We start from the raw sequence: 25301 nt of genomic DNA on the forward strand, positions 1-25301 counted from the left end.
GGGCCGATCCTGCCGGTATATAGCTCTGCCGAGTTTATTAAGTTGACGGCCCCGCCCGGGGCGAGGCTAGTGACTTATGGAGACGTATGTGCCGAGCCTTGTGTGAACAGCTTTGTGCCTCTCTCCGTTGACCACCACCTCTTCTAGCCACTCGCCGAGTATGTGCACTGAGCGCCACGCCCCGCCTAGCTCCACCGCGTTGCCCCGCCTGGAGACGGCGACCGCCCCCTCGTCTGTGTAAATGGTCCACTTTCCCTCGCCGAATATCCACAGGCCGTCGCTGGTGGGCACGGCCGAGTTTGCCCTAACGTAGAGCGGCATGTCGGCCTCCGAGGTCGTCCAGCTGGGGCCTAGGTGGGTTTTCCCTGTGGCCGCGTCTATCCAGACGCCTCTGGGCAAGTATACGTCTCTGCGCATGGCGCCTTTGTCCACGATGGGGGCGTAGAGCAGGTGGGACCCCACCATGTACTCGTCGTTTATCTTAAAGGCGTCTTCGTCGTCTGGGAACTCCACCCCGAGGGGTCTCACGATGGGGCGGCCGGCGAGGTGGGCCTCGTGGGCGAGGTGCCAGAGGTATGGGAGAAGTCTCATCCTCAGCCTAACTGCGTCAACGGCCATCTGCCTGTACTTGGCCGGGAGCTGCGTGGGCTCAGCGTCTGTGGCCCCCTTGTCTCTGTGGATGCGGAATATGGGGAAGAGCGCGGCGGCTTGGTACCACCTGGCTATGAGCTCGTAGTCGCCGATGCCGGCGAAGCCCCCCACGTCACACCCCACGAAGGGGACGCCGGATGCGGAGAGGCCTAGGACGGCCATTAGCGTCAGCCTCAGCCCCTCCCACGTGCTGGGGACGTCGCCTGTCCAAAGCGCGGCGTAGCGCTGTATGCCGAGGTACCCTGAGCGGGAGAGAATGAAGGGCTGTCTGCCAGCCGCCTCTAGGGCCTTGTAGGTGGCCTCTGCCTCGTAGTAGGGGTAGAGGCCACGCACTTTCTCGTGGGGCACCTTGACCCCGCCTACCACGTGGTAGGCGCCGCGGGGCGCCTTGCAGAACAGCTCTTCCCGGGCGAGCCCGTGCGGCGTCGCCCCCGCCAAGGCGTATATCCTACTCCTCGTCGCTGGTATGTCACAGTTGAAGACCGTGGGCTCATTCATGTCTAGCCAAATGCCGTCTATGCCGTAGGTCTTAACGAAGTCTGCCACTAGCTCAGCCCACAGCTCTCTACAGCGGGGGTTTAAGAAGTCGGGCAGGGCGGAGAGGCCCGGCCACCCCTGGGCTAGGAAAAGCTCGTCGTTCTCAGTCACTAGGAGGCAGTGCAACAGCTTTTCAAAGGGATTGTAGCCCGGCTCGGCCTTTATGTAGGGGTCGAGTATCGCCACCACTCTGACCCCCGCCTCGTGCATCTCTTCCACAAAGCTCGGGGGGAACTTCCTCACGTCCCAAGTAAAGGGCCTCCTCTTGTCCATGTAGTCTATGTCGAGGTATACCGCGTCCACTGGGACCAGTGAGGACACCTCTCTCACCACCTCCCTCGCCGCGTCGTGCGGCTCGTAGCTGTACCGGGAGAGGTGCACCCCGAGGGCCCACTTCGGCGGGAGGAAGGGCATGCCGGTGACCTCGCTGTATAGGCCGTAGACGTCCAGCGGCGCGGGGCCAAAAAGTATGTACAACTCGGGCAAGTCCTCCACGTAGACCACCACCTCGCTGTACCTCTCGCGCCCCACGTCGACAAAGCCATAGGCCGGGCTGTTGACCACTAGGCCGTACGCCCTGCCCCCCTCAACAAACACCATGAAGGGTATCGACGCGTAGAGTGGGTCCATGCCGAGCTGGTATGCGTACAAGTCGTTGTTGAAGAGCTGAAACCGCCCACGGCGCCTATCCACGGGGTAGGCCCTAGTGCCCAAGCCCAACACGTGCTCGTGGAGCCCAAGCCTCTTGCGGACAGTGGTCGACCCAAGCCGCGCCTCCACGGCTAGTTCCACCTCTATGCCGCAACAAGACGCCTTGAGAGCCCTCCCGTCGAACTCGGCCGAGGGCTTGGGCTCGCCCTGGGGGAGGGGAAAAGAGAGAAATTGCTCCCCCAGCCTTAGCCTTACGCTCTTCTTCCCTAGCTCAAGCACATAGGCAAAAAGCCGGGGCTTTTAAAAGGCCTTAGACGTAATTTCGTTTGTAAGACGCGCAGCCAGAGCCTCCAGCTGCTTCCTCACCTCGGCAATCCTCGACTTAGCGGCCTCGCTCTGGGCGAGGTGTTCCAACTCCTTAGCCAAGACGATTCCCTCGTGTATATAGTGGTCCAGCCTTAGCAAGGCGGCTAAGTCCGCGTCTTTATACAGCCTCTGGGCAAGCTCCTTCTCCAGACACTCCCAGTGCACGGGGCCCTTTGAGTAAAATGTGAACAACTGCCCCTCAATTATGTCGTCGCCGCAAACCACACACTTCCACCTCTTCCTCTGCATGGCCTCAACTCGACCTCCATTTAAAAGATATAAAGCCCCGGTTACATCTCCCCCATGCCCTTTAGCCACACCAAGATCGTAGGACCCGCTGGGCGATATGGGGCGCGCTACGGGATGGGCATTAGGCGCAAAGTCACCACTATAGAGGTTAAGCAGAGGGGGAAGCACAGGTGTCCGAGCTGTAGGTCGCTGGTGAGGCTGGAGAGGCTGGCCTTTGGCATATGGCATTGTCCAAAGTGCGGCCACACTTTCGCGGGGGGCGCCTACGTGCCGCAGACCATCTTGGGCAAGACGATAGCCCCCGAGGAGCTGAAGGGAGTCGAGGCAGAGAAGGCTAAATGGAAGGAGGCTGCAAAGCGCTGATAACCACCTCCCGCTCCCCCTCCAAGCGCACTCTAGAGCTTGTAAACGACCTCGCCAACTCTCTGCCGGGCGTCAGAAAGGTGGTAAGAGGGAAGCGGCCGTTCACCGTCCTGCTGGAAGAGGCCGTCCAGTGCGGCGCGCGGCACGTGGTGTTGATATGGGAGAGGAGGGGCATGCCCTACGCCGTCTTGTTCTACGACATAGCCCAGCGAAGGTGGAAGCCCTACGCCCTAAAAATCGCCGGCGTAAGAAGCAGGCGGGACTTCCCAGCCTTCGTCGCCAGAAGGCCGCCGGCCAAGACCGCAGTCGTGGTAGACCTAGCACAGAGCGAGGTTGGGGAAATATTCTCAGAGGTCTTCGGCTACCCCCTCCTATACAGCTTAGACGTGAGGGGCTTCGACACAATAATTCTAGTGAGAAGAGGAGACGGCCACCTAGTAGTGGAATTCCTAGGACCAGACATGGGCCCCCGCGCCTCCTCCATAAAAGTTGCCAAGGTGGTTTACCGCCGTGTATAAACTAGTCGTAGAAGTAGACAACTGGGACTTGGCACTCGCCGTGTTCAAGACGCTTGAGAAAGAGGTGAGATTCAGAAGAGGAGAGCTCCACCTAGAAGTCGGAAAAATCGTAGCTACAGCCGCCGACGCGGCGAGCTTGAGGTCCCTACTCCACACGGTGTTCCGATCCATATACGTAGTGGCCACGGTCGAGGAAATAGCCGCACGCCAACAACCCCCCACCCATCCCTAGGGGGCTACTAGCGAAGCCGTCCACAACAATCAACGCCATTTATGGCTACATAGACGTAGAGTGAAGGGCAGGTGAGGTGGCGCAAAGACGAACTGTCGTGTATCCAACTTGCTAACATCGATTTAGAGCCGTTAGGCTTGACGCGGCGCGAGCCATAGGCCTGCCACGTCTAGCAACGGCGCTAAACTTTTAAACACACGTTTAGAGACCGATGGGGCCCGTAGCTCAGTCAGGATAGAGCGGCGGCCTCCTAAGCCGTAGGTCGTGGGTTCAGGCAAAGCCGCCTACGAATCCCACCGGGCCCGCCACTTGTCTTTACTTGTGTCCTTGCATCTGACGGTAGACGGTGACATTGGCGTTTACTGTGTTTGAAGTGTGTACGGCCTATTTATGTGGCACATTTTCCTGTCTCGTGTTTTCTCTTTTGGAGGAGAGGGTTAGGTTGACTCTGTGGCGGCTGGCGGCGGAGTTCGCTTACATGGCTTTGGTGGATACACGTATAGTGCCTCCTCACAGCCTCCTGCGGCGGCGTGTCTCGCGGGTTGTGGAGCCTGAGTTTTTGTCTCTTTTGGCGCTGAGGGTGGGCGGCGACAATGCCGATGTGGCGCTTAACTCGGTGCTTGGCGTGCGCCTGGGCGGCGTTCCCCGCTGTGAGTTGTTGGAGGGGGTTATGCCCGAGTTGTACAAGCTCTGCATGGCGCTCCGGAGCAGGGGGGATGAGCCGTTGTATAAGGCTCTGCCCGACGTGGTCGTGCCGCTGGCCGTGGCGTCGTCTGCCGGGGGCTTTGAGGAGGGGGACCTCCTCTTGGCTGCCTATCGGGCGGCGGCTTTTGGCAGAGGGCCCGAGCTGGAGAGAGTCCTACGGTACTTCTCGCGGTGGTACGTGGTGGCTAGGTTTTAGCTTTTTAAGTGGGGCCTCTGGTGGCGCTGTGTTTAAGAGGGGGGACTGGGCGCTTCTCTTGGAGGTGGGGGGCGGGTACAGGACTGTGGCTAAAGTCGGCGGGGGTGTTGTGCAGACTATTAGGGGCTTTTTGGACCTGGACGCGTTGGTGGGGGCGCCTTACGGCTCTGTCTTGTCCTCTTCTCTCGGCGTTAGGTTTATGGCTCTTCCTGCGACGATTTTCGACGTAATTGAGCACCGCTTCAAGCGTAAGGCGCAAGCCATTTACCCGAAGGACGCGGTGCACATTGTGAGAGTGGCTGGGGTTGGCCCTGGGTCTAGGGTGGCTGAGGCGGGGACTGGCTCTGGCTTTTTGACGGCTGTGTTGGCGTGGTACGTCCGCCCGTGGGGGGTCGTCTACAGCTTTGAGAGGAGGCTTGACCACTTGAGGGTGGCTGTGGATAATATAAGGAGCGTGGGGCTTGACCCGTATGTGGAACTGCAACTTAGGGACGTCTCTGCCTCTGGCTTTGGGCTCGCGGGGTTAGACGCCGTGGTTTTAGACATGGGCGACCCCTGGGCGGCTGTCCCCTACGCCAAGGAGGCGCTGAAGCCGGGCGGCGCGTTGGCGATCTTTTCCACCACGGTGGAACACTTGGTGAAGAGCCTCGCAGCTGTGGAGGAGGCAGGGTTCTGCGAAGTGTCTGTGGAGGAGGTCTTGGCGAGGAGGTGGAAGCCGACGCTGGGCGAGGTAAGACCGGAGACTTTCGGCGTGGTGCACACGGGGTGGATTATCGCCGCGAGGAACTGCTGACACGCTCTGCGTAGCGTCCGGCGGCGCGTATCTTTGTCAACTCCCGCTCTACCGCGGCCGCCCTTTCCCCCATCTCCTCTCCGTAGCCATCCCAGAAGAGGCGCTTCATTTCCTCGGCTCTGTCGCCGTAGAGGTCCAGCGTTCTAAACAAGACGTTGATGTCTCTTGCCATGAACACGGCGGTGCGCTTGGACCAGCCCTTCCTCACTTCGCCTAGGCCGAAGTCTATGAAGTAGAGGCTGTCCCCCGCGCGTATTATATTCGTCGGCGCCAGGTCGCCGTGGATTAAGCCGGCCTTGTGCATTACGCCGACTAGCCTCCCCACGTCTCTTAAGAGGTCGTAGGCGCCTTGTGCCAAGAGGTCTCTCAAGTTGGCGCCCTCCACGTACTCCATCACGATTGCCGCCTTCTCGGGGTCGAAGAAGTAGACTGCCGGCACTTTTACGCCTAGCGAGTGGGCTATGTACATGTTGCGCACCTCGTTTATCGTGCGCCTGCGCCTTATTTGGTAGTCGAGGGCGGGGTGTCTATAGGCCTTTGGCTTACGCCACTTTAAGACGGCCCTTAGGCCGAACCACTCCACTAGGTACAGCTCTGCCTCTGCCCCCTTGGCCAACAGCGAGCCTTCCACGGCGTGGCGGCGACAGACTTTTAAAAATGTGCACATAGGGAGTGTGTGGCGTCTTTATCGTCCTGACGCAGTTTTGGTGTGGGAGGAGCCTGTGGTGAGGGAGAGGCTTAGGTGGTACTACGCCGTTATGCGGAACATTGCGCCAGCCAAATACCACATTGCGGCTAGGGTTGAGGCCCCCCGTGACTTTGCGGCAATGGGCGACGGGGAGCTGTGGAAGTTGCACGAGGAGCTGGGCCGCGTCTTTGACGAGGCGTGGGCTGAGCAGAGGGCGAGGCCGGACTTCTCCCTTGCCTCTAGGGGGCTCCCAGAGGCCTCGTTTTTGGATGTGAAGATTGAGCTTGCTGAGAGGCAGTTGAGGAGGTGTATGTTGTGCGAACGAAGGTGCGGCGTCGATAGAACTAGGGGGAGGGGGGCGTGTCTCTTGGACGCCAGGGCCAGAGTTGCGTCGTTTTTCCACCACTTGGGCGAAGAGGCACCGCTGGTGCCCTCTGGCACGATCTTCTTCGCCGGGTGCAATTTCAGATGCGTTTACTGCCAGAACTGGGACATATCGCAGGACCCCGAGGCAGGCGTCGAGGTTACGGCTGAGGCCCTCGCGGCGATGCAGATCCGCCTCAGGGAGGAGGGGGCGAGGAACATCAACTGGGTCGGCGGCGAGCCCACTCCTAATATACCCTGGATATTGAAGTCGCTCAAGATTTTGGCCCGCCGCGGCGTCAATGTGCCACAGCTCTGGAACTCAAACATGTACCTAACCCCCGAGGGGCTCTCCCTCATCCTCCACGTAATTGATATCTGGCTTCCCGACTTCAAGTATGGGAACAACGCCTGCGCTTTGCGGTACTCAGTGGCGCCTAGGTATTGGGAGGTCGTCACGCGCAACTTCTCAGTTATATGCAGGAGGGGGGAGGACATAATTGTACGCCACTTGGTCCTCCCTGGCCACGTGGAGTGTTGTACAAAGCCTGTCCTCAAGTGGCTTGCCGAGAACTGCCGCCACGCCCTTGTCAACATAATGGACCAGTACAGGCCTGAGTACCTTGTGCCAAAGTTGGACAAGTACAAGGAGATTAGGAGGCGCGTCTCCGAGGAGGAGATGGAGGAAGCCTACAAGTACGCAGACGCCCTCGGCTTGGCGTGGAGAGAGGTAACCCGCTAGATCCACGTCACGTCGAGACCATACGGCAGACACTCAGCCACGTCTAGAAGCCTCTCCGCGGCCGCACTGGCGAGGCCGCAACAGGGGTCGCATGAAAGCCCTAGCGACGTGCAGAGTATAACGAACAGTGCGCCCAACCTCTCGTCGTCGAGATACAAGCACTCAACCAACCTGCGGCTCAGCGCCGCCACGCCTACGTTTTTTAACGGCTCGCCAGATGCGCGTCTCACCGCCAAGCCGCACTCTCTCAACATCTTTTCCCCATTTTCCACATGTCCTAGGCGTTTTTAGGCACGTATAGGCCGTTCCCTACGTACGCAGCGGTTAGCCCCTCAGTTTGTACAGCTTCACGCCGCCTTCTACTTCTACGTCTACTTTGCCGGTGAGGAGCAGTAGGGCAGGTATGTAGGGGCTTTCCTCTATTTGTCTCCTCATCTGGGGTTCTCTCAGCGCTGTGGCCCATTCTTCGTGGACTTTGCTCTGTGGCACCATTCTTAGGGCGCGTTCCAAGAGCTTTGTAGTTGTCTTTATGCATTTTCCACCGCAGTCTTGTCCTGTGGCGGCTACCTTCACGGCGTAGTATATCAGGGGTATGGTGATGCCCAGCTTCGTCGTTGGGTCTTTAAACAACACCACTGACCTGTTTCTCCACCTAGAGACGAGGCGCCATATTTGGTCGGCCACGGCGTCTAAGTCCTCGCCTTTTACAACGCCGCTTCTGATGATCCTGTCTGCCACCTCCTCCTCGTCGCTTCCCTCCACCTTGAGCGACCTGAGGCGGACAACCACGTCGTAGTCGCGGCCGTCGGACCCCCCGCCTAACACGTCGGAGGTATATAGCTCAATGGGTTTGCCAACGCCGAATATCCCCTTGTCCTCTATCTCGCCGCATGTGTAGACGGCGATGGCTGTGGAGTGGCCGGCCACTGTGGATTTCACAAGCGGGGGACCCGCGGCGTAGCATGTGCGCTCTCCTACTAGTTTGTACACTGCTGTGTGTAGACGTGGGGCGTAGCGGACATCTGCGCTGTAGTTGTCCACGGCCTCTAGCACAGCCAGCTTATTGAACACGGGGCCTGAGGTGGAGGCCACCACTTTTACGCCGCGCGCAAGCTCTAGAAGCCCAAGCCCTCCTAGAGGCGACGAGATGGCAATTACATACTTCGGCCTTATGCTCTCTATACACTCCCCCAGCGATATACACAGCATGAGGTGTTACAGCGACGTGTTTATATACCTAGCGTCTTTTGAGGGAAAGCACTCTCGCAAGAACGGGGCAGCCGTTCCCCCCGTTTGTGCAGAACTTCTCCAACTGCCCCCTCCTCGTCTTCCACTCCTCTGGGGGCATCAATACGCAGCGAGGGCCGTCGGCTGTGTGGCGGTAGAAGATGCAACGCATAGCCGCCCTTTCTCACAGTTTTAAAATCTCTTCGTTTCCAGCGCCGTGGAGTGCAACGCTGTGGCAGAGCTGTTGAAAGAGCGGAATATAAAGGCCGAGGCCCGCGGGAGGGAGTTAGTCTTGGCGACCGCTGGCCGGCTGAAGATAGAGTTCTGGTGTCCCCAGGAGGAGTTCCCCCACTTCGGAGACGTGGAAGAGCTCAGGAAGTGGCTCTCTCTAGACTCGGTGGACGTCTTAGTGGTGGTGTCTTACAGGCCGTACGTTGTCGTGGACTACGTCAACGCCATGCTTGAGAGAGCCTATAGGTGGTACGGCCTTAAATTCGACGTGAAGTTGCTTGGGCTGAGCTCCGTGGACATAGAGGTGGGGCTTGAGGACGTCTTGGGGAGGGCCTTTGTGGAAAAGCCGCATAAGCTCGGCGACGGAGTTGAGACCGACACGCCGTGTCCTCAATGCGGCAGAGACGTTCTGCGCTTGTATAGGCAAGAGCGGTTTTTCTCAAGAAAGTACCGGGGGAGGGCAGTGGAGAGCATATACGGGTGTAGAGCTTGCGGTTTTAGGGCGAGGAGAGTCGAACTACTCGACTAGCTTGGCGTCTGGAGCTATCTCCTTAACCACAGCTCTTAGGATTGAGGGGAGCTCAGACTTGGAGACTCTCCGCTTTAACACAGCCACGGCGGCCTCTCTGTGTCCCCCGCCTTGCCCAATCCGCCTCGCTATAGAGGCGACGTCGAAGTCCCTCGACCTAAAGACGACGTGGACGCCGTCTTCCTTCCTGGATGCCACCACGGCCACTCTACAGCCCACTGACACGAGTAGCGACGCCACGTCGGACTCATAGGCGCCCACGTGAGTTGCGCAGATGAGGCCAACCGACGAGCTGTAGACCTCAAGACGTCGAAACCCCTTTAAAAACGCCATGGTCTTAGACGTGTTCCACGCCTCGCCCCCCTCTTTTACAATGTCGCCGAGAGGTGCGCCGAGTCTTTCAAGGAGCTTAGACAAGGCGCGGAGAGTCCCCGCGTCAGCCCTCTTCAGCCCGCCTGTGTCAGCATAAATTCCGAGCACGGCCAACTTTGCCACATCTGGCGGAATCTCTACGCCGGCTTCCTCCGCCAAGGTCAGCGCAACCTCGGTACAACTCGGCCTATTTACAACGACGCCGGGGACGTCGTCTCCCGCGTAGTGGTGGTCTACTCTAATGGCTCTCCCGGGGAGGGGCGGCACTTGGCTTAGGGAGGCCACGTCGGCGAGCACATACACGTCCACGTCTCTGGGCAAATCCTCGGAGCATCCGCCGAGGAGAGATCCCTCTGGGCAAACCACGGCAACTACCTCCACGCCCAGCCTCTCCAAGACCAGCTTTAGCACCTCGGCGCACGCCAAGGCGTCTGCGTCAGCTCTCCTATGTGTCACAACGGCGGCCCTCCTAGCCCCGGCCAGCAACTCCCTCAGCGTTTCCAACATCTGTCTACGTCTTCCCGTGCCAGCGGCCACCCCTTCTCTCTAACGGCGTCTGCGAGACATATGCCCAGCTCAGCGGCCTCGTCCACCACCCTCTGTAGATACGCGTCGTCCACTAACACGCTGGCGTCTACCTCCACCTCAACGTCGACACCCTTGTCCGTAAAAGATACGGCGACTATTGCGTACTTAAGCGCGTCGCCCAGCTTCTTCTCCAAAAATTTCTCAACCTCGGAGGAGATGAACGTGGATACTTCCACTACCCGCCGCCCTTAGCCGCCTCCTGGCCGCCTCTGAGCTTTGCCAGCTCCTTGTTCAACTCCTCCTTCAATTTCTCTAACTGTTCTCTGAGCATCGACTCCTGCTTGGCCAACGTCTTCACGTGCAGTTCGAGCAACTCCTTCCTATCCTTCAGCTCCTGAAGCGCCGCGTCTCTGCTCTGTTGGACGAGGAAGTTGCCGACGCTCTTGAAAATCTTGGCGTCTTGCGGCAATTTCTCAATTTCGCTTATGGCCTTGTCCACTTCCCTCAGCTCTGCCTCGTACTGCTGCTTTCTCAGCAGTACGCTCTGAAGCTGGGCTTGGGCTTGATTGTAGCGATTGGCAAGGTCTTGCAACGAGGGTGGTACTTGAGCCATGGGGAGTCGTACTATCTGTCTATATAAAGCTTACCTAAACGCGGCAGCCGCCTATTGTAGCACCTCCTTGAGCGACGCCAAGTAGCTTTCTCTGCCTCTCCAGGCTAGGTCTAGGGCGGCTTCAAGCTCTTGTTGTGTAAATGAGCCTAGGGTCTTTTGTATGGCGACTATTCTCTCCTGGGCGAAGGTGTAGGTGATGCGGCCGTCTAGAGATAGCTCTTCCTCGAATATGGGGTCTAGAAATAGTACGTTTGCTATTTTTCCTACGGACACCGCTATCGGCGCCTTTTCTAAGTCCAGCGGCATGGGGGTTCTGCTGTTCCGGTCTAGCTTCACGGCGCCTGTCTCGTCTTTTACCACGGCGGGGAGGGCGGCGTTCTTTAACGCGGCCACCGCGGCTAGGTTGGCGGCGTCGACGAGGTTGCCGTCGTCGTTGATGACGTAGAGGTCTACCCATAGCACGTAGGCCTTTCCCCCCTCCACGGATAGCTTCTTAAAGTCGACGTAGCCGCAGTGTCTAAGGCCGCGGTCTACTACTCTGGCGAGTTCTATGGCGAATTCGTCGGGCGGCCCCACCTCTGTGTAAGGCGAAGCATGGGGGAGAACTTCTGCGTTTACTACCAGCACGCCTTCGTCTGGCGCATCGGGGAACGGCTGGCCGAGGCCTATTTTGACGCCTGCCACCACGTGCGTCTTGCCGAGTTTTACCTCTGCGGACCCATCGGCGGTTTTTACGACTCCGGTCTTCACCTCGACGGGCCTCACTTGGTCTACTTCTCTGCCGTCTATCCTGGCCTTCGACGCAATGAGTCTTCTTATCTGTTCCCGCCTTAGGTAGGAGATAAAGCGTTTTCCGTACGGAGATATCGATGCCATTATCTCCCGTATATCTCCTCCGCTATGGCCATGTACTTGTTTTTAAGCGCCTCTCTTGCCACTTGGTAGACGTACTCCGCGCCTTTCACCGCCAAGCCGAGTGCCTCTAGGAACTTCTCCCGAGTCCACGCCCCGTCTAGCTGGAGCAACGTGAACCGCCTTAAGTTCGGCATGTAGCCCACTGGCATGTCGCCCTCGCCGTAGTTGTCCTCGAGGCCGTTTAAGTCGAGCACCACTGTGCCGTCGACGAGACCCACTGAGACGCCCACCACTAGGTCTCTCATGTATATCCCCGCGTCTGCCAACGCCAGTGAGGCCGCGGTGAGGGAGGCCACTCGGGTTGACCCATCTGCTTGTAGAATTTCGATGAACACGTCGATTCTGGAGCGGGGGTACTGCTCCAACATGACGGCTGGCTCTAGCGCCTCTCTTAAAACCTTGGAGATCTCTATCTCGCGCCGCGAGGGCGTTGGGCTCTTTCTCTCGTCCTTTGTGCTAAATGGCGCCATGTGGTAGCGCACTCTCATGACTCCGCGGTCTGGGAGAGATAAGTGTCGCGGGTGCATCTCCCTCGGCCCATACACGGCCGCAACCGCCGTGGTGGCGCCGTAGGACACCACGGCTGATCCGTCGGCGTTTGAAACTGTGCCAACCTGTATCTGGACCTCCCTCATTTGGTCAGGCGCTCTGCCGTCGGCGCGGAGCCCGTTTTGGAGTAAAGGCACTGGGGGCTTCTTCATGCCTGCGCTTGTTGTCTCATCTTCTTATAATTTTCCACCTCCGCCTTTACTCTGTCAGTTAGCCCCATGACGTGGCTTTCTGCCTCTATCTTCTTTATGAGACTTGTTAAAAATACCTCGTCTCTTGGGCTTTTGCACTTGACCCAGATGCGCCCGTTTTGGCCTACCACTATGTCGCACCCCACCTCGGCAAGCACCGCCAACATGCTGCCCTTTTTCCCGACGACGCGGGGCACTTTCACCGGGGCTATCTCCACCACTGTGCCGCTTTCCACTTTGCCCACTCTCTCCTCTTTTAGAGTCAACACCACGGGGTACTCGTCTGTTAAATCGACGTCTTTTACCTTGGCCACAATTACGTCTCCGATGTTTAAGAAGGTTGTGAGAGGCGTAGTTTCTAAGTCCACGTGTTTGTGGAGAGCCTCGCTTACTGGGAGGTAGGCCGGCATAAAGGTTCGGACGTCCACCTCCCAGCCCGTGGCTAATACGTCTGTTACGTAGCCGATTACTAAGTCGCCTTTTTTGGGCTTGTAGACTCCATCTAGCGGGACTATCACAACGACGTCTTCTCTGAACTCCACGAGGCCCACCACGGCGCTTCTAATCTTTCCATTGTCCACATATACAGGCCCCTCCACTCTGCTATCTGCCGTGGCCACTAGGTCCCCTGGGAAGATCAACTGGCGGGGGGTTACGTAGTACATTAGTACACTATTTCAAGTATTTTGATGTCAACGTCGCCGTGAGTCACGTCGTTTACCTTAGATATCAACACGTCTTGCAACCCCGCCGGTAGCTCCACCACGGCTTCCCAAGACCCGTCTGACTTGTAGCGCTCGTTTACAATTTTCGCCATCTTGGCCACTAGGCCTTTCACCTTCTGGGCGTAGGTAGACGACACCGAAAGAGACATGCGCGCCGTGGCCACCTTTATGGGCAAAATTCTCTGTAGCTCCTTCAGTATCTCCTGCACCTGCTCCTCGGCAGGCTTAAAGGGGTCTATGGACACCCGCGCCTGTTCTAATGCGTTTTCCACCCTCTGGGGAGGAACTGGCGTCTTTGTCCTAACGTCTATACAGTTGCGGGAGATCCACTCCACTATCTGGCGCCTCTTGTCCTCAATAAGCCGCCTCCTCTGCTCAGCCGTGAGGGGGATTTCCCCCTCCTTTATGATTATCTCCGCTATCTTCCTCACGTCGGTAGTTCCAAACACCTTCTTCAAGGCTTGTTCAGAGGCGCGTAGGCCCTTCTTCGCGTCCTTGTACACCTCCTCGTGTATGAGGACTTTGTCTATCCCCAGGGGCTTCCCCATTTTCAGCTCCAGAGCCGCGTCGGGGTCTATGAGGATTTCAAAGTGCTCTCCCTGCCTGTCCAGCTTGGCCACGGCCACTTTCTTTGTCATCGGGTGGTGTCAAGCAGTAGGTTTATATCCTTGCCGCGCGGCGGCTACCTACAACATATTTAAAGCTATAATATGGCACTCCCATGTTTCCGCCAGCCATGGCAGGCTATGATAGGGCAATAACGATATTCTCACCTGAGGGCAAGATATACCAAGTGGAATACGCCGGCGAGGCAGTGAAGCGGGGGTGGCCCACCGTGGGCGTCAAGTGCAAAGGCGGCGTGGTGTTGGCGGCAGAGAAGAGGAAGATCTCAGCCTTGTTCGACCCCACGTCGCTTGAGAAAATATACCTAGTGGACGAGCATGTGGCAATATCGCCGTCTGGGCTTCTGGCAGACGCAAGAATATTGATAGACTACGCAAGAGATGTGGCGCTGAGCCACAGATTTATCTACGACGAGCCCATAGACGTCGAGTATTTGACGAAGGCGGTGTGTAACCTTAAGCAACAATATACACAGTTCGGCGGCGCGAGGCCGTTTGGAGTGGCTCTGCTAATAGCGGGCATCGACGGGCGGGGCGCACGCCTATTTCAAACAGACCCATCTGGCGTATATATCGGCTACTACGCCACGGCAATAGGCGCCGATTCTAGCACAATAATGGAGTTTCTAGAGAAGAACTACAAACACGACTTAGACATCGGCGGCTGTGTAGAGCTCGCAGTTAGGGCTCTGGCCACCGCAGTGGAGATAAGCGACGGCACAAACGTGGAAGTGGCTTACGCCACAGTGGAGGAGAAGAGAGTAAAGAAGATGACGCCGGAGGAGGTGACCGAATTAATAAACAAGCTCGGCCTTAAGAAGGCCTAGCATAGGCGGAGCAGCACGGCAAGCTCCTTAATCACCTCCCCAGGAGTCCTCCCCCTTTCGAAAAGCGCAGTGGATATGTAGAACTTGGCGGCGGCCTCGTCCACTTTGACGAATTCTGGGCTGGAGACCTTTTGAACAGCCTTTCTTAAACACTCTGGGGATGTGCCCGACGTGGTGCAGACGATTTCGCCCCCTCTTACATACTCCATGTGGCACTCTATCACTGCGCCGCCGCTTTGAACCACGTAGACACTCACGCGTGGGTAAAGCTAGAAATATTTGATATACTTTTCTCTGTGAACTGCCCCATTTCGCTTCTCTACGCTAGGGCCTATGTACACGCCACCGAGAGCATGGAAAGCGTGTTAAAAGCACTGGAGTCTGTGGCACGCGGCAGGCCAGTCGTCAAAAGCGTACAGGGGCACCACGGCAACCCGATACACATAGTTGAGGTGAAGTTGGAAGACTGCGAGGCGTTAGACGCCTTGAAGTCTCTGCTGTCTAGGCTAGACGACGTCGAGTTTCAACTCCTGCTCTCAGGCATCGACGAGGGGAGACTCTACGCCAAGTTTGACAAACAGCGCGCCTATAGGGGCGTCTTAAGAGTGTCGCACGGCGACGATGTAATTCACCTAGAGGTAAGGGCGAGGACCCTCCTTGTGCCCGACTTGAGGCAGTTCTTAGAATCTCTGAGGGCTCAGGAGAAGCGTTAAAAATAGACGCGACCAACGCCCCATGGAGCGTCTACCTGAAGACGCGGCTAAGAGGCTAAGAGACTTTTTGCAAAGACTAGAGGGCTTGGGGTCGAGGGCCATTGTGAACTACATCGCCTACGAGTTTGAGGTCGGGGGACCCTCCATAGAGATATTGGAGGAGGCCGAGAGATTGGCGGCTCGAGAAATAGAGGAATTGAAATCGGTGGTAGAATTGATAAAGGAGCTTAAGGCATTGGTAGTGTAAACGTATCGTATACGTATACTCTAGAGATCTACAACTATAGTCGATTTGTCCGCCCTTATCCACTCGGCTACCTCCTCTCTGTGGATCTCTGCCACGACCTTGGTCTTTTTCTGCCTAAGTAGCGGAGTTAAGGCCTCGGCGGTCTTGGGCGTGAGGCAGTAGTCAAAGTTTTCGACGAATAAGATGTCTGGCGCGAGCTCCAATGCTGTGGCCAGCGTCAGGAACATCTTTATTGAGCACGGGGCCTTGGAGAGGGGTATCTTGCCGCTTTTACCGTAGAGCACGGCGCCGATTTTGCCAGGCTTTGCCAATCCCACGGCAAGCGAGAGGCCGAGCTTTTTGACGTGTGTCTTAACCGCGTCGAAGGAGTTGGGCTTGTGGAGGGCGAGGTAAGACAAGACTTGGGCCAAGTTTCTCCCATGCCGGTCCAGCTTCGTTGACAGCTTTGAGGCATCTACGGCGGAACGGGGATCCACGTAGGGGCCTATGTACAACGCGTCTAATGCAAGCCGCCGCCTAGCAGTTAGTATGAGGTTGTTTAACCGTTCTAAGTCCTCCTCGGCGACTATAGACACATGTTCCTGAGTTCGTATGGTGGGCATAATGACGTCTGCGCTGGCTATAGACACGTCGATTGGCTTAATTAGCCTGTGTATAGACTTAGACGGGACCCACTCAAACACGACCTCCTCCCCCCCAACGCTTATAGTCTGTCTAACGCGCTTTCCATCTAGGGAGAGGCCGTAACTCACATCTCCCGCCTGTATAAACACATTCACATCTCTACTTATTTTTGGAATGTTTTTACCAATACTACTAATTATTTTACATAGTATTTCCAAAAATGTTGTTTTGCCAGTCCCCACTATAAATGTTATATTTGTCAAATGTGCCGAGGCTCTTTTCCCCCCAATTTCGACTTCTACATACTCCACCATCGGCGTAACTTCATAAATATGTTATAAATGTAGACCGTGCTACCCATCGAGTTCATAGTAGAGGTATTTGTCACACCGCTGAAGGGAGTGCTAGCCCACGAATTAGCCGAGAGAGGCTTCTCCCAGAGCCGAATTGGCCAACTACTAGGAATCTCTCAGCCCGCCGTTAGCGCGTATCTAAAGACGCCGAGGGCGCAGTACGAGGAGAAGCTCATGCGAGTCGTAGACAGGCGCCAGCTCCAAAGCCTTGTCAGATCGGCGGCGGCGTTGGCCGAGTCCTCCCCCGCCGAGGAGGTCCTCCGCTATATAGACAACTACGCCCTGTCGCTTCTCTCATCGCTACGCCTATGCCACCTCCACAGATCTATGTACCCACTCTCCCCGACCTGCGACATTTGTAAAGACATAAGCGTGCACACAGAAGCCGTCAAGCGGGTGGAGACCGCCTTGGCAATACTGCAAAACTGCGGCAACTGCCACAAACTGGTGCCTAAGGTCTTGATGAACATAGTGGAGCTCGGCCCAGAGGGAAGCGTAGGATTTCCAGGCAGGATATTCGTAGAGGGGACACGCCTAGTGGCCAGAGAGAGGCCTCGACCCGGCGCATCGCGGTTTTTAGGCCGGCTTGTGGAAGAAATCAACGCAATACATGGCGAAGTGAGGGCGGCGGCAAATATCGCATATGTGGCCAAAGACTGCGTCGCAAAGACGATGGCCGTCGCCGAGGTGGGGCCCAGCAACAGCGAGGACGAAATCGTAGAGAACATCAAAGCGGCGTTTAAAAGTGGAATATACGACGTGGTATACGACACAGGCGGCAGAGGCATTGAACCCAACGCATACGTCTTTGGCACAGACGCGGTGGACGTTGCGAGCAAGATACTAGAAGTTGCCAAGTGTCTTAGCTAATCGCACGCGTCATGCCCCTCAGACGAGCAATTCGGCCTTCTGCTCCTTAAGTGGCTTTTGGTTCTGGCACTCTCTAGCCATACGGGGCGGGGTTTTCAGTTGTAAAATCTTTTAACCTATGGAGTATCTATCGCCGTGTCGCTGTACACCTATGAGGCACTACCTGTAGCTGAGTGGTTTAGGCGTAACAAAGAGCTGGCAGGCTTTCACAACCCGACTAGGGCGCTCTATCAGACTATCAGAGAGCTTACTGAGAACTCGCTAGACGCCACCGAGACCTACGGCATACTTCCAACGGTGTATCTGCGGGTGAAGATTGAGGATGAGCAGAAGAGCTGGGTGTCCGTCTACGCCGAGGATAACGGGATAGGCATACCTGGGGATGAGATTCCAAACGTCTTCGGCCGCGTCTTCTACAGTAGCAAGTATAGGATTAAGCAACATAGGGGCGTGTTTGGGCTTGGCCTTAAGATGGTGGTGTTGTATGCCCAAAGCACTACGAATAAGCCTGTCTATGTCAGATCGGCTACGGTGAAGTCTGATAAGATATACGAGTATCAGATAATGATAGACACGAATAAGAATAGTCCAATAATCCTGGATAGGAGGGAGTATCCGAATAGGCAGAAGTGGCACGGAACTGCGGTTAAGGTGTACCTCGAGGGCAATTGGCTGGGGGCGAAGAAGAGGATTGAGGAGTACATTAAGAGGACGGCCATAATTGCCCCCTACGCGGAGATAGTGTTCAAGGGGCCTGACTTAGAGCTTTGGCTTAAGAGGAGAACGACGAAGCTTCCCCCGGCCCCCAAGGAGGGCCTTCCCCATCCGAAAAGCGTCGATGTGGATACCTTGAAGCAGATGATTCAAGCCAGCAGGGGGATGACCCTCCTTGAGTTTCTAACGGAGAACTTCGACGCCGTGGGGGAGGGCACTGCAAAAGCCTTCTTGGAGTGGGCTGGGTTTAACCCAAACGCGAAGGTGGCTGGGCTGACGCCGGAGGAGCTCGTGAGACTTGTGGAAAAGATGAAGCAGTACGAGGGCTGGAGGAGGCCTCGCGCAGATTGGCTGTCTCCCGTGGGCGCAGAGCTGTTGGAGATAGGCGCCAAGGCGATCTTAGGCGCAGAGGCCGTCTTCGCGGTTACTAGGAGGCCTGAGTCCTACGGCGGCCACCCCTTCATTGTCGAGGCGGCGGTTGCTTGGGGCGGCCAAATACCGCCTTCGGATAAGCCGATCTTGTTGAGGTATGCCAACAAGATTCCCCTCCTCTACGACGAAGGCGCAGACGTGGCTAGGAAAGTGGTGGACGAATTCCACTGGGATAATTACAAGGTTAAATTCCCGGCGCCTCTCGCAGTTATAATACACGTTTGTTCTACAAAGATTCCATACGCCTCGGCTGGTAAGGAGGCAATTGCGGAGGTCCCGGAGATTGAGAAAGAGATGCGTCTAGCGCTGAGGGACGCCGCAAAGAAGCTTAGGTTGTACTTGTCGAGGAAGGAGAGGGAGCAGGAGCTCTTAAACAAATACATCTCGCTCGCCAAGTACGTGGACGAGGTGGCGCACAATTTCTCCATTATAACGGGCGTAGATAAGGGGCGCCTCGTCGACAGTTTGTATAAGCTGATCGAGAAGAAGCTTGGCGTGACGGTAGAGGACGTGATTAAGCACGCCACTGCTGTGACTGCTCAAGCGGAGGAGTTGGCCGCCCCACAGTAGTGGGGTAAAACTATTTTTACCGCCTCTCTCAACGGTGCGTGGGCGATAGGTCGCAGTTCTTAAAGCGGCTTGAGAGCTGGGGAGCTGAGTTGGCTAAAGCCGTGCTTGAGCTGAAGGAGCCCGTCATGGAGATTCCGGCGAGGACTTTGAGCAACACTATCTGGGACGAGAAGGCGAAGATTTTGAGGCTGGGCAACGAGAAGATACACAGGCGGTTTCTAGACTTGAAAGAGGCGAGGCGCTTTATGCAGACTGTGCTCATGTTGCGCCTAATAGTTGAGGCCATTAGGGAGGACGTGTATCCCACGATAAGAGACTTGTACTACAACGGCAAGCACACGATAGTATACAAGGACCCGTTGGGGAGGACTCATAGGGAGAATACGTGGGATGAGCAGGACGAGTCTAACGCGGTGATTGAGGACATCGAAGTCGCGACTAATGTGTTGAGAGAGGAGATGGGGGTCTCGGCGGATGTTAAGGGGAAGATCGTAGGGCCTATCATAGTTAGGTCTCAGGGCTATGAGCTTGATGCAAGCAAATTTGGCGAAACAGCGCTGAGCCTCCCAGTGAACGTCGACGCGTTAGAGATTGTAAAAGTGGAGGCCGCCTACGTACTCGTCGTGGAGAAAGACGCAATTTTCCAGCGCCTGGTGAGAGAAAAGTTTTGGAGCCAGGAGAACTGCATCTTGGTAACTGCCAAGGGCATGCCCGACAGGGCGACGAGGCGCTTCATAAGGCGCCTCAACGAGGAGTACAAGCTTCCCGTCTACGTATTGACAGACGGCGACCCCTATGGGTGGTATATATACTCTGTGTATAAGTCGGGCTCTATTAAGCTGAGCTACGAAAGTGAGCGCTTGGCAACTCCCGAGGCTAAGTTCTTGGGCTTGACTGCCACAGACATTGACGCTTACAAAATATCCGATAACTATGTAATAGCGGCTAATGACCGCGACGTAAAAAGGGCGCAGGAGCTTCTACGCTATCCCTGGTTCCAGAAGCCGGAGTGGACTAAGGAGATAAACCTATTCCTGAAAAAGAAAAAGAAGGTGGAGATAGAGGCTCTCTCTACGCATGGCCTCAAGTTTCTCCACGACTATTTACGCGACAAGATAAGAGGGGGCAAATTCATCGATTAGCTGCCTTTCTTTAGTCGTAATATATTTATTTATGTTGTCTATTTAGATCTATGCGAGGCGAGGTTCGGAAGGTCCAGTTAACTGGCGGGGCTACCCTCATTGTTAGTCTTCCTAAGGAGTGGGCAAAACGCATCTCGCTATCGCCTGGGGATGAGGTGCTCGTGGTCACGCAGCCAGACGACACGCTGGTGATCATCCCTAGAAAGCTGGGGAGACGCGCGGGCGTGGCGGCCGAGCTTGCTATAAATAGGCCGACTTCTGTGGAGGAGATTGAGAGAATATTTATGGCGCTCTACATAGGGGGTGCCGAGACTATTGTGATTAAGTTCTCTCAAGAGGCGATGGGGTTGCGTAAGCAGATTAAGGACTTCATTAGGAGGAGGGTTGTAGATATGGAGATTGTGGAAGAAGCCAGCGATAGGCTCATCGTCCAGTCTATGATCTCCGCCACAGAGCTTGCAGTGGTGGATGTCGCAGCTAAGATGCTCAGGCTCGTGGGCAACATGTTGAAGGATTTAATGGCAGGGCTTGAGAGAGATGATGTAAACATGCTTAGGGACATCATTGAGAGGGACGATGAAGTGGATAGGCTGTACTGGCTTATGGAGCGCCAGCTTAAACGCGCCGCCATGTCGCGCCACGTAATGCTGGAGCTGAAGGTGGACGACCCACGGGACTTGGTTGAGTACGTAATAATCGCAAAGTCGATAGAGAGGATGGCGGACCACGTCTGTAGAATTGCCTACGTTAGCCAGGAGGAGAAGGTGAACACGCGGATAATAATGCCGCTGCTCAAGACTGTGTCCGACTTTCTCGCGCAAGTGGAGAACTCCATACTCGGAGACACTCCTCCGCAGAGAATCGCGGAACTGCAGAGCGAGATACTTGGGTGGAGTCAAAAGGTGAGGCGGGAGGAGACGCCGCCTGATCCGGCCACATCTATTGCCAAAGAAAGCGCTGTTAGAATAGGCGAGTATGTAGCCGACATTTTTGAATCTCTGGGAAGAATACGTCTCAAAGATAGGGCAATAGTCATCGGCGAGGTTGTCCACAAGCCGCAGTAACTGCGTAAATAGATTCAAAAAAGAGGTGTAACTTCTCTACTCTAACTATAGTGCACATGGCGTTAAGCGCCTCTGTGATGTGGGTCGCCCTGCCCAGGGAGCTGAAGACTAGTACCACAGTCCTCGGCCTATACATGGATATCCATCGTAAAACTTGTTGCGTTAATCCAAGGTCGTGTATTGACGGGTCAAGCGGCTCCTCGGGGGGCAGATATGGCAGATTTGACACCACCACGTCAGCCCTCCTCAGGGAGGTTGGTCCACTGCCGCAGATTACGTCAACCTCTTTTGGGCAGGTCTTACAGGCTTGAGGTTCTATATCTATTGCGAGTGTCCAGCGGCACCTAGTCGCCAATTTTCTCGCAATTATACAAGAGCCCGAGCCCACGTCTACACAGACGTCCCCCTCCAGCGCCTCTATGGCCCTTAGAGCCAGCTCTGTGTCTTCAGCAGGTTTGTAAATCATCTCGGGAACAGGTATACGAGTGCCGGCGCCACGAAGAAGAGGAGAAGCGAGTACGCCAGAGAGCTCTCATAAGGCGCCCCGCTTTCCAGCGAGTACACAGCTGCAAAAACTGTGGCCGTGAGGAGCAGAGAAACGAAGAGGAGAATTTGCGAGAAGGAGATTACATACGCAATGCCTGTGGCGTGTGCCACTTGCACTAGCGTCATATGGACCGTGGGGTAAATGGCCAAGGGCAGTACTCCGACCACGATGTTTAGAGGCCTTAGTCTCCTTTTTGATGCGAGGTAGCCCGCCACATGTATTAAAGCCACGGAGAGGATCGAAACGGCCAACGCGTGTTGCATTTCTAGTTTTACAGAGAGGGGGAGGTAGTATCCCACGTAGGCTATTCCGAGAAGCGCAAGAGGGGGGTCTTGCAACGCGCCGAAGCTCAACGCCGCAATCCACGAGAGCAGAAAAGCGGCGGCGGCTACGGGGGCGTATGGCGAAAACAGAAACCAGACTACTAGCGGGCGTAAGCCTAGTAGAGAAAGGAAGTTCAGCGATTTCAATGGCTCTATGGTGGAGACTATGGAGGCAACTCTTTCCCCCAGCTCTGTTAGGTATACCACCACGTCTTCTCTTTTAACCACGCCGAGCGATTCTAGGGCTGACAGCTCGTACAAAAGCGTGGACGAGGAGATTTTCAAAGCATTGCGGAGTTTCGACAGCGTGAGAGGGCCCTCTCTATGTAGCAAGAGTATTATGTCCCGCCTTCTGCCCGTCAAAACGCCACGTATTACGCGCTCCACGGAGGTTCAACTACACGGCTTAATATTGCTGAGGGCGCAATTGTTATAAACCCCACCTGTTGTGCGGTAGACATGGCGACAGAACAGACAATACTAGTGGGCAAGAAACCCACGACAAACTACGTAATAGCTACAGTGATGGCGTTCAACGCCGGAATTAAAAGAGTAGTGCTAAAGGCCAGAGGCGCCGCGATATCCAAGGCTGTGTCAACAGCCGTGATGGTTAGAGATAGGTTCCTGCCAGGCAAAGTCCAGATAAGAGATGTAAAGTTGCTCAGCGACAAGGTGCAAGGCCAAGGCGGCAGAGAGCGCACGGTCGCGGCCGTTGAGATAGTGCTCGAAATGGCCTAAGATTTTTTCCCACCTTTAATGCACCTCCGGGACGTCGTAAGTTCTCTCGACGTCGAATATTTCGACCCGCCCTACGGCGAGTTCACCATTGCTAGAATATTGAAGGCTACTGAGGGGAGGAAGACGCCCGTATTCAGAGGCGTGGGAGATGGGTTTACTGGGGTGGGAAATCTCGTGGACACTAGGGCGAAGCTTTTCGCGTTCTTAGGCGTATCTAGCGACGAGGAGGCGTATACAAAGCTCCTATCCGCTGTGGAGAACCCGGGTAGAGCGGAGTTGGTTTCCACCTGGCGCGACATGTACAGAGAAGTGGACTCTCTGCGCAAATTGCCCATGGTACGCTACTACGAAAAAGAGGCTACGCCGTATATAACTTCGGGAGTTGTAATAGGCGTAGGGCCCCAAGGCGTCATGAACGCATCTATACACAGGTTTTCGCCGCTGGGAGATAGAAGGGCCGTGGTGAGGCTTGTCCCACGTCACCTATACCAAATCTACAAAACCAACTTGCGCTACGGCAGAGAGACTCCAATAGCGTTGGCGTGGGGAGTCCACCCCCTCGTCCTACTCGCCGCCGCCACCTCTCCCCCCTACGGCGTGTTTGAACTAGACGTAGCCGCCAAGCTTATGGGCGGGCTTAAGATTATGGCGATGGACAACGGAGCAGTGGCGCCCTTTATGGCCTCCGTAGTTATCGAGGGGTACTTAACGGCGGAGTTGGCGACAGAGGGGCCCTTTGTCGACATAGTGGGGGTCTACGACAGAGTGAGGAAACAGCCCGTAGTCAAAGTTGAGAGGATTTACGTTCTGCGGGAGGAGGCATATGTGCATTACCTGCTCCCCGCTGGCTTAGAACACATAATGCTTATGGGGTTTGAGAAAGAGGCTAAGATCTGGAAGTTGGCAAAGTCGGCAGTGCCCGGCGTGAGGAAGGTCAGGTTGACCAGGGGAGGGTTTGGCTGGCTAGTCGCCGTAATTTCGCTGGATAAGTCTGTGGAAGGGGATGCTAAAAACGCCATTTTGGCAGCCTTCGCCGCTCACCCCAGTTTAAAAATTGCTATTGCAGTAGACAGCGACGTGGACCCAGACGACCCAGTGGCGGTGGAGTGGGCCATTGCCACGAGGCTAAGGGCCGACCGGGGCCTTTTCATAATCCCCTATGTGAGGGGGTCGACTCTTGACCCAGTTGCCCTCAACGAGGAGGGGCTTACCCATAAGATTGGCATAGATGCTACTAGGCCTTTAGACGCAGACCCTGCGCTTTTCGAGAGGGCTAGGATTCCAGAAGATTTTTAACAGAGCTGTACTGCCCACCGTGGGACTCGACTATGTGAAAGAGCTTGTCTACAAAATTGCCGACGCCGTATCTGGCGGGGAGGTTGTCCCAATAGAGACGGCGCATATTTCCGGCGTCTCTTATATAACAATCGGCGAGTACGGTACACAGTTTTTGGAGCATTTGGCGTCTCTGGGGGCAAGGGTTTCTGTGTTTACCACGTCTAACCCCTCCGCCGTGGACATAGGCGGCGCCCTCTCCGTCGACGAAAAGATTGCACGGGGCCAAGAGAGGATAAACAAGGCGCTTAGGACGATGGGCGTTAGCACGTTTTACAGCTGTGTGCCTTATGAATTTGTGCTAACACGTCAACGCACTTTCCACGCCTGGGCTGAGTCAAGCGCCGCCGCCTACATAAATACGTTTAGAGACGCTTGGTCTGATAAAAACCCAGGCCCACTAGCCCTCCTCGGGGCAATTGCGGGCTTTGTCCCTCGTACGCCTTTGTACACGCTCGAGGGCAGGCGTCCCACTGCCCTTGTGGAAGTTAAGGTCGGCCCCCTAGGTTCTCTTGAGGCAGGCGTTGTGGGGGCGTTAATTGGCGAAAAAGTGGGCACAGGGGTGCCGTATGTGAGAGGTGCTGTGTTTAAAGATGAGGAGAGCCGTAGAGAGTTTGTGGCGGCGCTGTCGACGTATTCAGCCATTGTTTTCGCGGTGGTGGAGGGCGTGACGCCAAATTGGCGGGAGTATAGAGAAATGTGGGACCCGACGGACAAGGTTGTCATTTCGGAGGAGGACGTGAACGCGTACATAAAGGAGGCCGGCGACGTTGACGCGGTATACATAGGTTGCCCCTTTGCAGATGTAGACACGGTGCTGTGGGTTCTAGGCGAGGTGTCAAAAAGGGGGGCCGCCAAGAGGCCTATCTACATATCTACTTCGCCTTCGACACTTAAGCAGTTGGGCAAACTTGTGGAAAAGGCCGCTGAGCTAAACGTAAAGATATTCGCCGGGTCTTGCCTCGTGGTCTCGCCACATACGCGGCGCTTCAGCTCCATAGCCACGGACTCCTTCAAAGCGGCGTACTACATACCCAGGCTCCACGGCGTGAAAGTAGTTCCGTGTAGACGTGAGAGGTGCATAGACTTGGCGTATGGCTAAGCTTGTTCTGCCCCCTCCCAGCCCTAGCGTTTTAGACCACTTGCCAGCATGCCGTTACATCCGCGTGGGGCAGAGTCCCAGTCTTTGAGGCCTCGCACTGCTACGGCGGCGCCCTCGCAGAACCTGCTCGTGGGCCGTCTTCT

At 55.9% G+C, this 25301-nt stretch carries 34 protein-coding genes and 1 tRNA gene; 18 read left to right on the forward strand and 17 right to left on the reverse strand.

The genetic code is table 11. The features are described 5' to 3' along the window. Positions 1-66: 66 nt before the first annotated feature. Positions 67-2118, reverse strand: a complete 2052-nt coding sequence (gene malA, locus PCAL_RS04875) for an alpha-glucosidase MalA (protein ID WP_011849600.1) — start codon at positions 2116-2118, stop codon at positions 67-69. 21 nt (positions 2119-2139) lie between these two features. Beyond that, positions 2140-2454 (reverse strand): DUF2175 domain-containing protein, encoded by a 315-nt coding sequence (locus tag PCAL_RS04880; RefSeq protein WP_011849601.1) that lies wholly within the window; start codon positions 2452-2454, stop codon positions 2140-2142. A 54-nt stretch (positions 2455-2508) separates the two neighbouring features. On the opposite strand from PCAL_RS04880, the gene PCAL_RS04885 reads away from it, so the two are divergent. The 6 genes from PCAL_RS04885 to PCAL_RS04910 all read left to right on the forward strand — a co-directional run bounded on the left by PCAL_RS04885 (position 2509) and on the right by PCAL_RS04910 (position 5261). Continuing rightward, the gene (locus PCAL_RS04885; RefSeq protein WP_011849602.1) at positions 2509-2817 is read left to right on the forward strand and encodes a 50S ribosomal protein L37ae; all 309 of its coding nucleotides are present in this window, start codon (positions 2509-2511) and stop codon (positions 2815-2817) included. Beyond that, positions 2793-3335 carry a ribosomal biogenesis protein gene (locus tag PCAL_RS04890; RefSeq protein WP_011849603.1) on the forward strand — a complete coding sequence of 181 codons (543 nt, stop codon included), beginning with the start codon at positions 2793-2795 and terminating at the stop codon, positions 3333-3335. Before PCAL_RS04885 ends, PCAL_RS04890 begins: the two co-directional genes overlap by 25 nt. Beyond that, positions 3328-3567 carry a hypothetical protein gene (locus tag PCAL_RS04895; protein WP_011849604.1) on the forward strand — a complete coding sequence of 80 codons (240 nt, stop codon included), beginning with the start codon at positions 3328-3330 and terminating at the stop codon, positions 3565-3567. Before PCAL_RS04890 ends, PCAL_RS04895 begins: the two co-directional genes overlap by 8 nt. A gap of 214 nt (positions 3568-3781) precedes the next feature. Further along, positions 3782-3875: transfer RNA gene (locus PCAL_RS04900), tRNA-Arg, on the forward strand. A 104-nt stretch (positions 3876-3979) separates the two neighbouring features. After that, positions 3980-4468, forward strand: a complete 489-nt coding sequence (locus PCAL_RS04905; RefSeq protein ID WP_193322923.1) for a hypothetical protein — start codon at positions 3980-3982, stop codon at positions 4466-4468. Between the two features lie 28 nt (positions 4469-4496). After that, complete coding sequence (locus tag PCAL_RS04910) at positions 4497-5261, forward strand: tRNA (adenine-N1)-methyltransferase (protein WP_011849606.1); 765 nt, start codon at positions 4497-4499, stop codon at positions 5259-5261. Here PCAL_RS04910 and PCAL_RS04915 read toward each other — a convergent pair. Continuing rightward, on the reverse strand, positions 5239-5892 hold the full coding sequence (locus tag PCAL_RS04915) for a KEOPS complex kinase/ATPase Bud32 (RefSeq protein ID WP_011849607.1): 654 nt from the start codon (positions 5890-5892) through the stop codon (positions 5239-5241). The two genes, PCAL_RS04910 and PCAL_RS04915, sit on opposite strands and share 23 nt — an antisense overlap. A gap of 43 nt (positions 5893-5935) precedes the next feature. Here PCAL_RS04915 and PCAL_RS04920 point away from each other — a divergent pair, with 43 nt between their 5' ends. Further along, positions 5936-7054 (forward strand): radical SAM protein, encoded by a 1119-nt coding sequence (locus PCAL_RS04920; protein WP_193322925.1) that lies wholly within the window; start codon positions 5936-5938, stop codon positions 7052-7054. Here the strand turns inward: PCAL_RS04920 and PCAL_RS04925 are convergent. The 3 genes from PCAL_RS04925 to PCAL_RS04935 are packed head-to-tail and all read right to left on the reverse strand — an operon-like array spanning position 7051 to position 8453. Continuing rightward, complete coding sequence (locus PCAL_RS04925; RefSeq protein ID WP_193322926.1) at positions 7051-7326, reverse strand: hypothetical protein; 276 nt, start codon at positions 7324-7326, stop codon at positions 7051-7053. The genes PCAL_RS04920 and PCAL_RS04925 overlap by 4 nt on opposite strands. Before the next feature lie 52 nt (positions 7327-7378). Next, positions 7379-8263: a hypothetical protein gene (locus PCAL_RS04930; protein WP_011849610.1), complete on the reverse strand. Its 885-nt coding sequence runs from the start codon at positions 8261-8263 to the stop codon at positions 7379-7381. A gap of 28 nt (positions 8264-8291) precedes the next feature. Continuing rightward, positions 8292-8453 carry a metal-binding protein gene (locus PCAL_RS04935; RefSeq protein WP_193322927.1) on the reverse strand — a complete coding sequence of 54 codons (162 nt, stop codon included), beginning with the start codon at positions 8451-8453 and terminating at the stop codon, positions 8292-8294. A 45-nt stretch (positions 8454-8498) separates the two neighbouring features. On the opposite strand from PCAL_RS04935, the gene PCAL_RS04940 reads away from it, so the two are divergent. Continuing rightward, positions 8499-9041: a hypothetical protein gene (locus PCAL_RS04940; protein ID WP_011849611.1), complete on the forward strand. Its 543-nt coding sequence runs from the start codon at positions 8499-8501 to the stop codon at positions 9039-9041. Here PCAL_RS04940 and PCAL_RS04945 read toward each other — a convergent pair. The 7 genes from PCAL_RS04945 to PCAL_RS04975 are packed head-to-tail and all read right to left on the reverse strand — an operon-like array spanning position 9030 to position 13572. Further along, positions 9030-9920, reverse strand: a complete 891-nt coding sequence (locus tag PCAL_RS04945; RefSeq protein WP_011849612.1) for a DHH family phosphoesterase — start codon at positions 9918-9920, stop codon at positions 9030-9032. The genes PCAL_RS04940 and PCAL_RS04945 overlap by 12 nt on opposite strands. Beyond that, positions 9905-10177 (reverse strand): hypothetical protein, encoded by a 273-nt coding sequence (locus PCAL_RS04950; RefSeq protein WP_011849613.1) that lies wholly within the window; start codon positions 10175-10177, stop codon positions 9905-9907. Before PCAL_RS04950 ends, PCAL_RS04945 begins: the two co-directional genes overlap by 16 nt. Then, positions 10177-10554: a prefoldin subunit beta gene (locus PCAL_RS04955; RefSeq protein WP_011849614.1), complete on the reverse strand. Its 378-nt coding sequence runs from the start codon at positions 10552-10554 to the stop codon at positions 10177-10179. The genes PCAL_RS04950 and PCAL_RS04955 overlap by 1 nt, the downstream gene beginning before the upstream one ends. Positions 10555-10605: 51 nt before the next feature. Beyond that, a complete protein-coding gene (gene rrp42 / locus PCAL_RS04960) occupies positions 10606-11430 on the reverse strand; it encodes an exosome complex protein Rrp42 (RefSeq protein WP_011849615.1) in 825 nt (274 codons plus the stop codon). After that, entirely contained in the window at positions 11430-12170 is a 741-nt protein-coding gene (rrp41, locus tag PCAL_RS04965) for an exosome complex exonuclease Rrp41 (RefSeq protein WP_011849616.1), read from the reverse strand. Before rrp41 ends, rrp42 begins: the two co-directional genes overlap by 1 nt. Continuing rightward, a complete protein-coding gene (gene rrp4 / locus PCAL_RS04970) occupies positions 12167-12874 on the reverse strand; it encodes an exosome complex RNA-binding protein Rrp4 (RefSeq protein WP_011849617.1) in 708 nt (235 codons plus the stop codon). The genes rrp41 and rrp4 overlap by 4 nt, the downstream gene beginning before the upstream one ends. Continuing rightward, on the reverse strand, positions 12874-13572 hold the full coding sequence (locus tag PCAL_RS04975) for a ribosome assembly factor SBDS (RefSeq protein ID WP_011849618.1): 699 nt from the start codon (positions 13570-13572) through the stop codon (positions 12874-12876). Before PCAL_RS04975 ends, rrp4 begins: the two co-directional genes overlap by 1 nt. An 83-nt stretch (positions 13573-13655) precedes the next feature. Between PCAL_RS04975 and psmA the strand changes: the two genes are divergently transcribed. Next, positions 13656-14384 (forward strand): archaeal proteasome endopeptidase complex subunit alpha, encoded by a 729-nt coding sequence (gene psmA / locus PCAL_RS04980; RefSeq protein ID WP_011849619.1) that lies wholly within the window; start codon positions 13656-13658, stop codon positions 14382-14384. On the opposite strand, the gene PCAL_RS04985 is transcribed toward psmA, so the two are convergent. Beyond that, on the reverse strand, positions 14381-14641 hold the full coding sequence (locus tag PCAL_RS04985; protein ID WP_011849620.1) for a hypothetical protein: 261 nt from the start codon (positions 14639-14641) through the stop codon (positions 14381-14383). The genes psmA and PCAL_RS04985 overlap by 4 nt on opposite strands. 39 nt (positions 14642-14680) lie before the next feature. Between PCAL_RS04985 and PCAL_RS04990 the strand changes: the two genes are divergently transcribed. Together PCAL_RS04990 and PCAL_RS04995 are read left to right on the forward strand one after the other, a co-directional pair. Continuing rightward, a complete protein-coding gene (locus PCAL_RS04990; RefSeq protein WP_011849621.1) occupies positions 14681-15097 on the forward strand; it encodes an RNA-binding domain-containing protein in 417 nt (138 codons plus the stop codon). 22 nt (positions 15098-15119) lie between these two features. Beyond that, a complete protein-coding gene (locus tag PCAL_RS04995; protein ID WP_011849622.1) occupies positions 15120-15344 on the forward strand; it encodes a hypothetical protein in 225 nt (74 codons plus the stop codon). Between the two features lie 20 nt (positions 15345-15364). On the opposite strand, the gene PCAL_RS05000 is transcribed toward PCAL_RS04995, so the two are convergent. Further along, entirely contained in the window at positions 15365-16096 is a 732-nt protein-coding gene (locus tag PCAL_RS05000) for a hypothetical protein (RefSeq protein WP_226952003.1), read from the reverse strand. A 222-nt stretch (positions 16097-16318) separates the two neighbouring features. Between PCAL_RS05000 and PCAL_RS05005 the strand changes: the two genes are divergently transcribed. From PCAL_RS05005 to PCAL_RS05020, 4 genes are all read left to right on the forward strand, one after another. Further along, a complete protein-coding gene (locus PCAL_RS05005; protein ID WP_011849624.1) occupies positions 16319-17191 on the forward strand; it encodes a thiamine-phosphate synthase family protein in 873 nt (290 codons plus the stop codon). Between the two features lie 141 nt (positions 17192-17332). Further along, complete coding sequence (locus tag PCAL_RS05010) at positions 17333-18907, forward strand: DNA topoisomerase VI subunit B (protein WP_193322995.1); 1575 nt, start codon at positions 17333-17335, stop codon at positions 18905-18907. Between the two features lie 38 nt (positions 18908-18945). Next, complete coding sequence (locus tag PCAL_RS05015) at positions 18946-20049, forward strand: DNA topoisomerase IV subunit A (protein WP_011849626.1); 1104 nt, start codon at positions 18946-18948, stop codon at positions 20047-20049. A 50-nt stretch (positions 20050-20099) separates the two neighbouring features. Next, complete coding sequence (locus PCAL_RS05020; protein WP_011849627.1) at positions 20100-21113, forward strand: phosphate signaling complex PhoU family protein; 1014 nt, start codon at positions 20100-20102, stop codon at positions 21111-21113. Here the strand turns inward: PCAL_RS05020 and PCAL_RS05025 are convergent. Together PCAL_RS05025 and PCAL_RS05030 are read right to left on the reverse strand one after the other, a co-directional pair. Then, complete coding sequence (locus PCAL_RS05025) at positions 21082-21579, reverse strand: class I SAM-dependent methyltransferase (RefSeq protein WP_011849628.1); 498 nt, start codon at positions 21577-21579, stop codon at positions 21082-21084. The two genes, PCAL_RS05020 and PCAL_RS05025, sit on opposite strands and share 32 nt — an antisense overlap. Continuing rightward, the gene (locus tag PCAL_RS05030) at positions 21576-22370 is read right to left on the reverse strand and encodes a helix-turn-helix domain-containing protein (protein WP_011849629.1); all 795 of its coding nucleotides are present in this window, start codon (positions 22368-22370) and stop codon (positions 21576-21578) included. The genes PCAL_RS05025 and PCAL_RS05030 overlap by 4 nt, the downstream gene beginning before the upstream one ends. 72 nt (positions 22371-22442) lie before the next feature. Here PCAL_RS05030 and albA point away from each other — a divergent pair, with 72 nt between their 5' ends. From albA to PCAL_RS05045, 3 genes are read left to right on the forward strand one after another with little or no spacing between them, the layout of a single operon-like run. Next, entirely contained in the window at positions 22443-22721 is a 279-nt protein-coding gene (albA, locus tag PCAL_RS05035) for a DNA-binding protein Alba (RefSeq protein ID WP_011849630.1), read from the forward strand. An 18-nt stretch (positions 22722-22739) separates the two neighbouring features. Further along, positions 22740-24017, forward strand: coding sequence for a UbiD family decarboxylase (locus PCAL_RS05040; protein ID WP_011849631.1), 1278 nt, complete (start codon positions 22740-22742; stop codon positions 24015-24017). A 19-nt stretch (positions 24018-24036) separates the two neighbouring features. After that, positions 24037-25158, forward strand: coding sequence for an aconitase X (locus PCAL_RS05045; RefSeq protein WP_193322928.1), 1122 nt, complete (start codon positions 24037-24039; stop codon positions 25156-25158). Positions 25159-25301: the final 143 nt, after the last annotated feature.

It is taken from the genome of Pyrobaculum calidifontis JCM 11548 (assembly GCF_000015805.1).
In the GTDB taxonomy this organism is placed as follows: domain Archaea; phylum Thermoproteota; class Thermoprotei; order Thermoproteales; family Thermoproteaceae; genus Pyrobaculum; species Pyrobaculum calidifontis.